At 63.8% G+C, this 12,714-nt stretch carries 11 protein-coding genes and 1 tRNA gene; 7 read left to right on the top strand and 5 right to left on the bottom strand.

The features are described from left to right. The first annotated feature begins 146 nt into the window (after window positions 1-146). Window positions 147-989 (top strand): serine O-acetyltransferase, encoded by an 843-nt coding sequence (gene cysE, locus AB3X95_RS04490; RefSeq protein ID WP_176368642.1) that lies wholly within the window; start codon window positions 147-149, stop codon window positions 987-989. A gap of 45 nt (window positions 990-1,034) precedes the next feature. On the opposite strand, the gene AB3X95_RS04485 is transcribed toward cysE, so the two are convergent. The 4 genes from AB3X95_RS04485 to AB3X95_RS04470 form a co-directional block, all read right to left on the bottom strand. Continuing rightward, a complete protein-coding gene (locus AB3X95_RS04485; protein WP_176125684.1) occupies window positions 1,035-1,832 on the bottom strand; it encodes a UDP-2,3-diacylglucosamine diphosphatase in 798 nt (265 codons plus the stop codon). A gap of 63 nt (window positions 1,833-1,895) precedes the next feature. Further along, window positions 1,896-2,390 carry a peptidylprolyl isomerase gene (locus tag AB3X95_RS04480; RefSeq protein ID WP_013089755.1) on the bottom strand — a complete coding sequence of 165 codons (495 nt, stop codon included), beginning with the start codon at window positions 2,388-2,390 and terminating at the stop codon, window positions 1,896-1,898. 138 nt (window positions 2,391-2,528) lie between these two features. Further along, window positions 2,529-3,110 (bottom strand): peptidylprolyl isomerase, encoded by a 582-nt coding sequence (locus AB3X95_RS04475; RefSeq protein WP_176125685.1) that lies wholly within the window; start codon window positions 3,108-3,110, stop codon window positions 2,529-2,531. Window positions 3,111-3,160: 50 nt separating this feature from the next. After that, window positions 3,161-3,952: a tetratricopeptide repeat protein gene (locus AB3X95_RS04470; RefSeq protein WP_368620787.1), complete on the bottom strand. Its 792-nt coding sequence runs from the start codon at window positions 3,950-3,952 to the stop codon at window positions 3,161-3,163. 250 nt (window positions 3,953-4,202) lie between these two features. Between AB3X95_RS04470 and cysS the strand changes: the two genes are divergently transcribed. The 6 genes from cysS to AB3X95_RS04440 all read left to right on the top strand — a co-directional run bounded on the left by cysS (window position 4,203) and on the right by AB3X95_RS04440 (window position 11,317). After that, the gene (gene cysS / locus AB3X95_RS04465) at window positions 4,203-5,600 is read left to right on the top strand and encodes a cysteine--tRNA ligase (protein ID WP_368620786.1); all 1,398 of its coding nucleotides are present in this window, start codon (window positions 4,203-4,205) and stop codon (window positions 5,598-5,600) included. A gap of 47 nt (window positions 5,601-5,647) precedes the next feature. Beyond that, window positions 5,648-6,751 carry a DNA-3-methyladenine glycosylase gene (locus tag AB3X95_RS04460; RefSeq protein ID WP_368620785.1) on the top strand — a complete coding sequence of 368 codons (1,104 nt, stop codon included), beginning with the start codon at window positions 5,648-5,650 and terminating at the stop codon, window positions 6,749-6,751. Window positions 6,752-6,879: 128 nt separating this feature from the next. After that, window positions 6,880-7,851 carry an acetyl-CoA carboxylase carboxyltransferase subunit alpha gene (locus AB3X95_RS04455; RefSeq protein ID WP_090800690.1) on the top strand — a complete coding sequence of 324 codons (972 nt, stop codon included), beginning with the start codon at window positions 6,880-6,882 and terminating at the stop codon, window positions 7,849-7,851. A gap of 53 nt (window positions 7,852-7,904) precedes the next feature. Continuing rightward, window positions 7,905-9,377, top strand: a complete 1,473-nt coding sequence (gene tilS, locus AB3X95_RS04450; protein ID WP_368620784.1) for a tRNA lysidine(34) synthetase TilS — start codon at window positions 7,905-7,907, stop codon at window positions 9,375-9,377. 415 nt (window positions 9,378-9,792) lie between these two features. Beyond that, the gene (locus AB3X95_RS04445; protein ID WP_018435472.1) at window positions 9,793-11,043 is read left to right on the top strand and encodes an aspartate kinase; all 1,251 of its coding nucleotides are present in this window, start codon (window positions 9,793-9,795) and stop codon (window positions 11,041-11,043) included. A gap of 180 nt (window positions 11,044-11,223) precedes the next feature. Continuing rightward, window positions 11,224-11,317, top strand: a tRNA-Ser gene (locus AB3X95_RS04440). Between the two features lie 134 nt (window positions 11,318-11,451). Here AB3X95_RS04440 and AB3X95_RS04435 read toward each other — a convergent pair. Then, complete coding sequence (locus AB3X95_RS04435) at window positions 11,452-12,636, bottom strand: porin (RefSeq protein ID WP_368620783.1); 1,185 nt, start codon at window positions 12,634-12,636, stop codon at window positions 11,452-11,454. Window positions 12,637-12,714 lie beyond the last annotated feature (78 nt).

Below are 12,714 nucleotides of genomic sequence, written 5' to 3'. Positions count from 1 at the left end.
CGTTAGAAGCAAAGCTGCCGCCGTGCTAAGCGGCAGGCATGCCGTCACGCGTGGCGCGAAATGCACAGGCCCGCGCGAGCGCTAAGCGCGCGGACCCGCTCACGCAGACGGTTTTTCTTTTCCCCCAAAACAACACAGTCCCAGCCATGTTTACGAGACTTCGCGAAGACATCGCCACGATCCGCGAGCGCGATCCCGCCGCCCGCAGCGCATGGGAAGTGCTCACGTGTTATCCGGGGCTGCACGCGCTCGTGCTGCATCGGATCGCGCACGCGTGCTGGCGCGCGAAGCGCCGTTGGCTCGCGCGTTTCGTGTCGCAGATGGCGCGCTTCATGACCGGGATCGAGATCCATCCGGGCGCGACCGTCGGGCGGCGCGTGTTCATCGATCACGGCATGGGCGTCGTGATCGGCGAGACCGCGCAGATCGGCGACGACTGCACAATCTATCAGGGCGTGACGCTCGGTGGCACGTCGCTCACGCGCGGCGCGAAGCGGCATCCGACGCTCGAGCGTGGTGTGATCGTCGGTGCGGGCGCGAAGGTGCTCGGCGGTTTCACGATCGGCGCGGACGCGAAGATCGGCTCGAACGCGGTGGTGACGAAGCCGGTACCGGCGCGTGGCACGGCGGTCGGCAATCCGGCGCGGATCATCGTGCCGGCGTCGGTCGCCGCGGACGCGAACGGCGCCACGGGTGCAAACACGAATGCGGACAACGCCGCGCGTGACGCGAAGCGTGGCAGCGAAATCAGCGCGTTTTGCGCCTACGGCATCACGCCCAATGCGGACGATCCGGTTTCGCTCGCGATTCACGGTCTGATCGATCATGCAGCTACCCAGGCGCGGCGTATCGATGAGATCGTCGATGCGCTCGAGCGGCTCGGCACGAGCCTCGAAGGGCTGCAAGGCGCGGATGCGGCGTTGCTCGATCTGCGGCGCCTATCGGCGGCGATCGCGGGGAAGGTGGAAGGGGTGGCGGCGGAGCGCTAGGTATCGGCGCTTCGACAGCGCGAAGCGCACGCCGTACTTGCCAGGTCAATCCAGCGGCAACGCCCGAATCCCGTCGGCATCGATCTTCAGATAGCCGCCACGGTGCTCGCCGTGATCGAGATCCCAGTCCGGCAGAACCCAACGCGTGCCGCCCGGCTCGCGATGCCGCGCGGGCAGATGTGTATGCCCGTGAATGATCGTCGCGCTCTTCGATTTCCTGAACAGCGCGGCGACGCCTCGCGGGGTCACGTCATACTTGACCGACATCGGCCGCGTGCGGCCGTGCTCGCTCTTAGAGCGCATATTCTCGGCGAGCTTGCGACGCCAGCGAAACGGCCACGCGAGAAACAGTGTCTGCGCGAGTCGATTGCGCGCGAAACACCTGAACAACTGATAGCCGCGATCCGCGGTGCACAGACCATCGCCGTGGGCGAGCGCAATGCGCGTGCCGAACGCGGTGATCACGAATGGATCGGGGAGCCAGATCGCGCCGGCCGCTTTCATGAAGCGCTTGCCAAGCAGAAAGTCGCGATTTCCGTGCATGATGTAGAGCGCGATGCCGCGCTCGGACAGCGTGTGCAGCAATGCGGCAATACGGGCGACGAACGGCTCGCTCAGCATGTCGTCGCCGACCCAGTATTCGAACAGGTCGCCGAGGATGAAAACCGAGTCGGCCGCTTCCGCGTTCACGCGGATGAAGTGCTCGAACGCGGCGACCGTGCGCGGAATCGCCTCGCTCAGATGTAGATCGGAGAGGAAGAAAAAAGGGCGCGCGGCGTGCGGGCGTGGGCCCTCGCCTGGCACGCCCGCGGCGATGCTTCGCAGCGGCGTCTCTTGCAGCATTGAAGGTGCCTGATTTCAGTTCAAACGAGTCGACGCCCGCATGGGGCGCGACTCACTCACGGCTTAGCCGACGACGACAGCCTTTTCGATCACGACGTCATCGACCGGCACGTCCTGATGGAAGCCCTTCGAGCCGGTCTTGACCTTCTTGATCTTCTCGACCACGTCCATGCCTTCGACGACCTTGCCGAACACCGCGTAGCCCCAGCCTTGCGGCGTCGGCGACGAGTGGTTCAGGAAGTCGTTGTCGTTCACGTTGATGAAAAATTGCGCGGTCGCCGAATGCGGGTCGTTGGTACGCGCCATTGCGATCGAGCCGTTCTCGTTCTTCAGACCGTTGTTTGCCTCATTGGTGATCGGCTCGGCCGTCGGCTTCTGCTTCATGCCGGGTTCGAAGCCGCCGCCCTGGATCATGAAGCCGTCGATCACGCGGTGAAACACCGTGTTGTCGTAGTGGCCGGCCTTCACGTAGTTCAGGAAGTTCTCGACCGACTTCGGCGCCTTTTCGGCGTTCAGCTCGAGTTTGATGACGCCGTGGTTCGTATGCAGTTCAACCATGATGGAATCCTTTGATGAACAGGTGGATAAAAGGCGCGTCGCGTCGTCATGCGCTGACGACAGGCCGCGCCGGGGCGTTGGTTGGGGCCGGGCTTCGGCCGCGCGGATTCGCTTGCTGGTGCGCCCGCTGGTTCGTCGTTACTTGCTCACCACCGTCGCCGACTGGATCACGACCGGTTTCTGCGGCACATCGCTCATGGGGCCGCGCGTGGTGGTGGGCGTGGCTTCGATGCGCTTCACGACGTCCATGCCGCTCGTGACCTTGCCGAACACCGCGTAGCCGTTGCCGTCCGGATTCGGGTAGTCGAGATTGGCATTGTCCACCGTGTTGATGAAGAACTGCGCGGTGGCGGAATTCGGGTCGCTGGTGCGTGCCATCGCGATCGTGCCCGCGGTGTTCTTCAGACCGTTGCGGCTCTCGAGCGGGATCGGCGCGCGCGTCGGCTTCTCGGCGAAGCTCTGCGTGTAGCCGCCGCCCTGAATCATGAAGCCCGGAATCACGCGATGAAAGATCGTGCCGCTATATTGGCCGGCCTTCACGTAGTCGAGAAAATTCGCGACCGTCTTTGGCGCCTTCTCGGGATAAAGCTCGACGCGGATCTCACCCTCCGACGTCTTCAACAGCACGGAAGGATGAGCGGCCTGCGAACCGGACTGTGCAAAGGCGGGTGCGTTTGCGATCAGGGCGGCGCTGCCGAGCGCCAACATCAACCATTTCATGAAAATCCTCGGGGTTGGAGAAAACGTGCGGCAAGCAACGAGCCCGGCGCTCAGCGCGACGGCGCCATGTACGGCGGCATGGCGAGCGAGCCGTTCGGGCCGCCGAACTGGAAGCTCGGGCTCTCAGTGATGTTCGACGTGGGGTGCGCGGCGGGCCCGGTGGTCTGTTCGGCGGCGGGCTGCGACGCCGCGGCAGCGGGCGCAGCCGGCGACACGACCTTCTGGATGTCCGCGAGACGCTGCGCGGTCCTCGGGCTAGCCTTGCCGAGGCTTTCCGCGCGACGGTACGCGGCATCGGCGAGGCGCAGATAGAGGTCGCCGAGGTTCTCGAACGCGAGCCCGTAGTTCGGATTGACCTGGGTGGCCATTTCGAGCGCGGCGCGCGCTTCGGTCAGGCGGCCTTGTCTTGCGAAGAGCGTGGCGAGGTTGTTGTACGGCTCGGGCAACTCGGGATACAACTGCGTGAGTTCGGTGAACGCGGTGATCGCTTCGTCGTCGCGATTCAGATGCACGAGCACGTTTGCGCGTTTGAATTTAGCTTGTGCGTCGCGCGGGTTTGCGGCGACGCGCGCATCGAGTTGGGTCAGCGCGGCTTGCCAGTTTTTCTGCGCGATCGACGCGTCGATTTCCGGCGTGTTGTCGCGCACGGCGGGACCTTGCGGCATCACCGCCGCCTTCTGCGCAAAAGCGCTCACAGCCGGCACCGCGGCTAGCGCGGCAACGACGGTGATACGCCACGCGAGGGCGCGCGCCGCTTCGAAAGTAACGCCACCAACAACGTCGCCAAACGCAGTCGCGGCGAGGGTCGCAGCGCTGCGCGCGCGGCCGCTGGAGTGTTTCATAGGCTCAGGTCAGGATGTTATACTCCGAGCCATTCTAACAAAAGGTCTGCGCGTTCCGTCGAACCGCCGACTGTCTTTTCGCCACTCGTGGCCGTCTCCGCCCGGTTCGCAGTATCGTCTGCAGCCTGATCGCCGCACGAGGTGCGCCGGTTTAAGCTGTATGCGACGCACCCGTTGTCCTGTTGGTTTCGCGGGTCGCGGCGCGCATGAAGCACAATGCGGACTTCTTTCGGCCCACGCACCGCTCTCTATGGAATCTCTGCGCATCTACAACACGCTCGCGCGTGACAAACAGACTTTCGTGCCGCTGCGCGAAGGTGTCGTGCGGATGTACGTCTGCGGGATGACCGTGTACGACTATTGTCACGTCGGTCATGCGCGGGTGATGGTCGTGTTCGACATCGTGCAGCGCTGGTTGCGCGCGCTTGGGTACAACGTGACCTACGTGCGCAACATTACCGATATCGACGACAAGATCATCAAGCGTGCAGTCGAGAACGGTGAAACTATCAAATCGCTGACTGATCGCTTCATCGCCGCGCTGCATGAAGACGCGGACGCGCTCGGCATCGAGCGTCCGGACATCGAGCCGCGCGCGACCGACTTCATTCCGCAAATGCTCGGCATGATCGAGGCGCTCGAGAAGAACGGCTACGCCTACCAGGCGAGCGACGGCGACGTCAACTACGCGGTACGCAAATTCGCAGGCTACGGCAAGCTGTCGGGCAAGTCGCTCGAAGACCTGCGCGCGGGCGAACGCGTCGCGGCCAACGACGCGAAACAGGACCCGCTCGACTTCGTGCTGTGGAAGCAGGCGAAGCCACATGAACCGGCCGACACCGGCTGGGATTCGAAGTACGGGCGCGGTCGTCCCGGCTGGCACATCGAGTGCTCGGCGATGGGCTGCACGCTGCTCGGCGAACAGTTCGACATTCACGGTGGCGGCCAGGATCTGCAGTTTCCGCACCACGAAAACGAGATCGCGCAAAGCGAGGCCGCGACCGGACAAACATTCGTCAATTATTGGATGCACAACGGCTACGTACAGATCGACAATGAGAAGATGTCGAAGTCGTTGAACAATTTTTTTACGATTCGCGAAGTGCTCGCGCAGTACGATGCAGAGGTGGTGCGTTTCTTCATCGCGCGCGCGCATTACCGCTCGCCGCTGAACTACAGCGACGTGCATATCGACGACGCGCGCAATGCACTCGCGCGTTTGTACACGGCGTTGAAAGACGTGACACCCGATAGTGCCGCGCTCGACTGGAACGAAGCGTACGCGCAGCGTTTCCAGGCAGCGATGAACGACGACTTCAACACGCCGGTGGCCGTGTCGGTGCTGTTCGAACTGGCCACTGAAGTGAATCGCACGCGCGAGCCCGCGCTGGCCCGTCAATTGCGCGCGCTTGGCGCGGTGCTCGGGTTGCTCGGACGCGAACCGCGTGCATACCTGCAGCAGGCAGCGGGTGCTGCAGCCGAAGGCGCGCTCGAGCCCGCCGCGATCGAAGCGAAGATCGCCGCGCGCATCGCCGCCAAGCAGGCAAAAGACTATGCGGCAGCAGACCGGATCCGGGCTGAATTGCTCGAGGCCGGCGTTGCCCTCGAAGACAAACCCGGCGGGTTGACCGAGTGGCGGCGCGTGTGAGCGCACCTCGTACTTCCCTCTAAACGACTCGCCAGGCAGGAGGCAGGATGGCAACGGCCACGAAGACGCCGGCTAAACGCGCGGCGTCTCAAACCAGTGCGGCTGCCGCAGCATCGGCTGCCGCAGCCAAGTCGACGCGTGCGTCGACTCGCGCGGGCGATGGCGCGGTAGACAAAGCGTCATCGACAGCGGGCGGGGCGGCGAAAGCCGGCTCGGCCGCGGCAAAGAAGAGCGCGGCCAAACGCTCGCTCAATGGTGCGGGCGGCGCGGGCACTGAAGCCGCGCACGCGCCGGTTGCGAAGCGCGCGAAAACGGCGTCGCGGGCGAAGGGCAATGGTGCGGTGCCGGCCGAGTTCGCCGGCGACGTGCAGGAACTCGCACGCGATACGAACGCAGGCGAAGTCGTGCGCAAGACACGTGTGTCGGCCGCCTCGGCGAGCACGGTCAGCGCCGGCGGCGAAGCGGCCGGTGTCGCATCGCTCGCGAACGAAGTCGCGGTGCCGGTGCAGATCGGCGGCCTCGCGCCTGAAGTCACGCGTCCCGCGTATTGGGATAAGGCGTGTGCGGACCTCGTCAAGCGCGATCGCATTCTGAAAAAGCTGATTCCGAAGTTCGGCCCCGTGCATCTTCTGAGTCGTGGCGATCCGTTCGTTACGCTTGCGCGCTCGGTGGTCGGCCAGCAGATTTCGGTCGCGTCGGCGCAGGCGGTGTGGGCGAAGGTCGAAGCCGCGTGTCCGAAGCTCGTGCCGCAGCAGTTCATCAAGCTCGGTCTCGAGAAGCTGACCGCGTGCGGCCTGTCGAAACGCAAGGCCGAGTACGTGCTCGATCTCGCGCGGCATTTCGTGTCGGGCGCATTGCACGTCGGCAAATGGACGTCGATGGACGACGAGTCGGTGATCGCCGAACTCACGCAGATTCGCGGCATCGGCCGCTGGACCGCGGAGATGTTCCTGATCTTCAACCTGTCGCGTCCCGACGTGCTGCCGCTCGACGACCTCGGCCTGATCCGCGCGATCAGCGTCAACTATTTCAGCGGCGAACCCGTCACGCGCAGTGAAGCGCGCGAAGTTGCCGCGAACTGGGAGCCGTGGCGCACCGTGGCGACCTGGTACATGTGGCGTAGTCTCGATCCGTTGCCGGTCGACTACTGAAGAAGAACAGGAGGCGAAGCCGTTTCAAAGACTATCGTGTATATCATGTCGATAGTTGAGAAATGGTTTTGACATCGGCTCGCGCGGTTAGAATACGCGCTGCCCGGTAAGTCCAAGGATTACAACCAATGAAGACCACGTTTCTGGATTTCGAACAGCCGATCGCTGAACTCGAAGCGAAGATCGAAGAATTGCGCTTCGTGCAGGACGACTCGGCCGTCGATATTTCGGAAGAGATCGAGCGGCTGTCCAAGAAGAGCCAGCAGCTCACCAAAGATCTGTATGCGAACCTCACACCTTGGCAGGTTTCGCAAATCGCCCGTCATCCGCAGCGTCCGTACACGTTCGACTACGTGAGCGAACTGTTCACCGACTTCCATGAACTGCATGGCGACCGCAATTTTGCGGACGATCTGTCGATCGTCGGCGGTCTCGCGCGGTTCAACGGCCAGGCGTGCATGGTGATCGGTCATCAGAAGGGCCGCGACACCAAGGAGCGCGCGCTGCGCAACTTCGGCATGCCGCGTCCGGAAGGCTATCGTAAGGCCGAGCGTCTGATGCGCCTCGCCGAGAAGTTTGGCCTGCCGATCTTCACGTTCATCGACACGCCGGGCGCGTACCCCGGCATCGGCGCGGAAGAGCGCGGCCAGTCCGAAGCGATCGGCCGCAATCTGTACGTGATGGCCGAGCTGAAGACGCCGCTGATCGCGACGATCATCGGCGAGGGCGGCTCGGGCGGCGCGCTCGCGATCGCAGTGGGCGATAGCGTGCTGATGCTGCAGTTCTCGACCTACTCGGTGATTTCGCCGGAGGGTTGCGCGTCGATTCTGTGGAAGAGCGCCGCGAAGGCGCCGGAAGCAGCGGAAGCGCTCGGCTTGACCGCGCATCGTCTGAAGGCGCTCGGTTTGATCGACAAGATCGTCAACGAGCCGCTCGGTGGTGCGCACCGCGATCCGAAGGGCATGGCCGCGATGCTGCGCCGTGCGCTCGCCGATTCGCTGCGCCAGTTCCAGGGCATGAGCACCAACGACCTGCGCGAACGCCGTTTCGAACGGCTGATGGCGTACGGCAAATTCAAGGAAACGACGCCGGGCGCATAAGCCCGCGCGTTGACCTGTCTTCATCGTCCACCGGCGCTTGCCGCGCTAACGACGTGACCACCACCGCCGACTCATCCGCCGAGCGCCTCGTGATCGAGGCGCTCGGCGCGGCGCTGTCCGGGCTCGATCCGAACGCGCGGATTGCGCTCGCATTCAGCGGCGGCGTCGATTCGAGCGTGCTGCTCGATGCGGCGGTGCGCGTCGCCGGCGCATCGCGTTGTGTCGCTCTGCATGTACATCACGGTTTGAGTCCAAATGCCGATGCGTGGCTCGCGCATTGCGAGGCATTCGCGCGCGAACGTGGCGTGGAATTCGACGCGCGACGCGTGGACGTTTCGCGCGCGCCGGGCGTGAGCATCGAGGCTGCGGCACGCGACGCGCGTTATCGCGCGCTCGACGCGATGTGCGCAACGCACGGAATCAGCACGCTATGGCTCGCGCAGCATGCGGACGATCAGGCCGAGACCGTGCTGCTGCAACTGCTGCGCGGCGCGGGTCTCGCGGGGCTCGCGGCGATGGCGCCCGGCTCGCTGCCGACGGGTGCGTCGACGACACGTATGCGGCCGCTTTTGCATTTGCTGCGCGCGCAACTCGAACATTATGCGAGCGCGCGCAAGCTGCGCTGGATCGACGACGAATCGAACACGGACACGCGTTACGCGCGCAACGCATTGCGTCATCAGGCGATGCCGGTGCTCGCGGTGCACTTTCCGGGCTTTCGCGATGCGCTCGCGCGCACGGCCGCGCATGCGGCATCCGCGCAGCGCTTGCTCGATACGCTCGCGCGCGCGGACATGGAGAGCGCGGCGCGCGATGAAGGACGCGCGCTCGCGCACGACGCGCTGCTCGCTCTCGACGACGATCGGGCGCTGAATCTGCTGCGCTACTGGATGCGCACGCTCGGCTTCGTCGCGGCATCAAGCGCACGTGTTGCGGATGCGCTGCGGCAGTTGCGCGAAGTCGGTGCGGGACAGGACGGACATCGTCTGCGTATCGATCATGCGGGGCATGCGTTGCGCAGTTATCGCGGCCTCGTCTACTGGGAGGCCGGCGACAGCAGCGAGCCCGCCGACGAAACCGCGCTCGTCGAGCGTGAGATCAGCGAACTCGCGTGGCAGGGGCAAGAAGTCTGGCATCTGCCGCAATGGCGCGGCACGTTCGTGTTCGCGGTGGTGGATGCAGCCGCTGCCTCCGACGTCGCCGACTCATTGCACGAAGCGCCACGCGACGAAGCATTGGATACCGTTCCCGTCAGCGTCCTGCAACGTGCTTCTCTAAGCGTGCGGGCGCGCCGCGGCGGCGAGCGCATGCGCGTCGGTGCGTCGAACACGTCGAGCCGCACGCTGAAGAACCTGTTTCAGGAGCGCGGCATTCCCGCATGGAAGCGCGACGTGCCATTGCTTTACGTCGGCGATGAACTGCTGTTCGTGCCGCTGATCGGCGTGAATCGTCGGACGGTGCGCGACGCATCCGAGCGCGAAACGCGCGTGAAAATCGCCTGGCGAGAAGATCTGCTGATCGCGTGAGTGCCGGTCGGGCAGTCGCGCATGCCGCGCGGGGGCATGTCGTAATAGTGAAATAGGGTGCAAATCAACGATAAAACAGGCCATTGCGGGCCTGATTTGACGCATTTGAACGCTCTGTGCGTCTTGTCTTTTTGCGCCTAATCAGGTACTTTAGCTTGTTTGCCCGACCCGATTTCGCCGTCGCTTTTGTCGCCATCGGTCGTTAGTGCCGGCAGGCGTGCGTGATCCGTCGTCGCCGTTCAAATCCGATCAGCCATTTGCGATTTCATCCCGGGCAAATCCGCGCGTGCTGCACGCGTGCTGCATCTACGCCGCCACACACTTTGCCGCCGTTCACGAGACGTTGCGCCCCTGTGCTTTCTGTGCGGTCGTCTCCAGCGCGCCAGCGCGGCTTATCTTCCAGTTCAGAACGACAATGGCACTCATCGTACACAAATACGGCGGCACCTCGATGGGCTCGGTCGAGCGCATCAAGAACGTCGCCAAGCGCGTCGCGAAATGGCACAAGGCCGGCCACCAGATGGTCGTCGTGCCCTCGGCAATGTCCGGCGAAACCAATCGCCTGCTTGGCCTCGCGAAGGAAATCACGACTCAACCGAGCCCGCGTGAACTCGACATGATCGCCGCCACCGGCGAGCAGGTCAGCTCGGGTCTGCTCGCGATCGCGCTGCAGGAAGCCGGCGTCGAAGCGGTCAGCTACGCAGGCTGGCAGGTGCCGGTCAAAACCGATAGCGCGTTCACGAAAGCGCGCATCAGCGACATCGACGGCGAGCGCGTCAAGCAAGACCTCGCGGCCGGTAGGGTGGTCGTGATCACCGGCTTCCAGGGTATCGATCCCGACGGCCACATCACGACGCTCGGCCGCGGCGGCTCGGACACCTCGGCGGTTGCGGTCGCGGCCGCGCTGAAGGCCGACGAGTGCCTGATCTACACGGACGTCGACGGTGTGTACACGACGGACCCGCGCGTCGTTGAAGAAGCGCGCCGGCTCGACCGCGTGACGTTCGAAGAAATGCTGGAAATGGCCAGCCTGGGTTCGAAGGTGCTGCAGATCCGCTCGGTGGAATTCGCCGGCAAATATCAGGTGAAGACGCGCGTGCTGTCGAGCCTGACCGATCCGCTGATGCCGCTCGACGACGAAATGAAGTCGGGCACCCTGATTACTTTTGAAGAAGACGAGACCATGGAAAAAGCAGTCATCTCGGGCATCGCGTTCCAGCGCGACGAAGCTCGTATCGCCGTGATGGGCGTGCCCGACAAGCCGGGCATCGCGTATCAGATTCTCGGCCCGGTGGCGGACGCGAATATCGACGTCGACATGATCATTCAGAACCAGAGCGTCGAGGGCAAGACAGCGTTCACGTTCACGGTTGGCCGCGGCGACTATGCGCGTGCAATGGAAATCCTCACCGGCACGGTGAAGGCGCACGTGCAGGCCGAGCAGGTGCTGGGCGACCCGAAGGTGTCGAAGGTGTCGGTGGTCGGCGTTGGGATGCGCTCGCACGTCGGCATCGCGAGCAAGATGTTCCGCACGCTGTCGGAAGAGGGCATCAACATTCAGATGATCTCCACTTCCGAAATCAAGATTTCGGTATTGATCGACGAAAAGTACATGGAGCTCGCAGTGCGCGCGCTGCATAAGGCCTTCGAACTCGATCAGGCATAAATCGTGTGAAAAACGGGGCGCTCTAGAGCGCCCCGTTTGTTTTGTGGCGTTCATGTGAACGATTTGCGTCGCGAGACACCTCGTTGGCACAAAAAATGTTCGCGGGACATTGACCTTATCGGCCCGGCCCGCTATTATCTTGGCTTCGTCGCACTGACTCCCTGTGCGACAGAAAGTTTGGGAGACGTGGCCGAGAGGTCGAAGGCACTCCCCTGCTAAGGGAGCATCTGGGCCAAAACCTGGATCGAGGGTTCGAATCCCTCCGTCTCCGCCAGCAATGGTGGTGAAACCCCGCAGAGTCTAGGCTCTGCGGGGTTTTTGTTTTTTCGGCGACCGCTGTTTCGTTTCCTCTCACTGCCAGTTATGCAGGCATCCTGATCACTGCATGGCGCTCTGAACCCGCGTCGCTTAGAACGCGTGCCGCAACCCCACCATGCCGACGAACTGAGACGGGCCCGACGACGGCGTCGTGTTCTGCGAGTCGCCGACCACCGCGACCGCATCGGCGATGGTCACGCCGCTGCCCGACGCGATCAGCGACTTGCCGCCCGCATGCTGATAGGCCTCGAGCGCGTACAGCGTGGTGCGCGTCGACAGGCTATAGGTCTGTTCGAGCGAGATCTGATGATAGTGCGCCGGGTCGGTGATGCCATTCGCCTGGCTTGCCTGCGTGAAGCTATAGCCGCCGCCGACGGTCACGCTCGGTGTGATCCGGTACGTCGCGATCGCGCCGTACGTGTTGAACACGGCCTTGTCGAAGAACAGCGAGCCATGGCCCGGCGCGTACTGCACATTCGAGTAGTTGACGCCCACCATCAGATCGTGCCACGTGTAGCGGCCCGCCGCGGCGAACAGCTGCGCGCTGCGCGCGCTCGCATAACCGTTGTTGACCGGCGAGTTGATCGCGAAGCTGCCGAGCGCCGCGCTCGTCGCGATGTCCTTCAGCTTCACGTAGCCGGCTGCGAGCGATACCGGCTGGAAGTCATAGCGCAGTGCCGCGCTGAACAGGCTGCCGTTCGCGACGCTGCCGGGCACGCCACCGAGACCGTACTGCGCACTTGCCTGCAGGCCCGCGATCGTCGGTGATAGATAGGTAACCGAATTGTTGAAGCGCAGCGTCGTGTCGAGGGCGTCGAGATCGCCCGGGTGCGCGCCGGTCGCGCCGGTCAGCACGCCGGTCGGTCCGAGCGCGCCGACCATCTGGAAGTAGGGCGTGTACTGGCGACCGAGCGTCACGGTGCCGTAGCGATCGTTCGCGAGGCCGACGTAGGCCTGGCGGTTGAACAGGTAACCCGCGGTGCTTTGCGCGCCGGTCAGCGAATTGAAACCGCTCTCGAGCCGGAAGATCGCCTTCGTGCCACTGCCGAGATCTTCCGAGCCGAGGAAGCCGAATTTGCTCGCCTGCAGATTGCCCTGGCTCATGTAGAAGTTCGAATGCCCCTTCTGGTTGCTGGCATAGGCGAACGCATTGTCGACGACGCCGTACAACGCGACGCTGCTTTGCGCAGACGCGCTGGTCGATAACGCGGCGCCCGCGAACGGCAGGCAGCAGAGGACGAACGCGCGGGTACGCGCGCGCTGGCTGATTTTCATGATTGGGATGTCTCCAGACTGAAGGGACGGCCTGATCCCTCAGGCCGGTGCGGTGTGTCGTTCAGTGCCTAGTAGCGC

Origin of the sequence: Paraburkholderia sp. BR13444, assembly GCF_040948755.1 — a bacterium.
Taxonomy (GTDB): domain Bacteria; phylum Pseudomonadota; class Gammaproteobacteria; order Burkholderiales; family Burkholderiaceae; genus Paraburkholderia; species Paraburkholderia youngii.
Note: the sequence above shows the minus strand (reverse complement) of the source record. Positions and strands in the feature narration are given on the sequence as shown.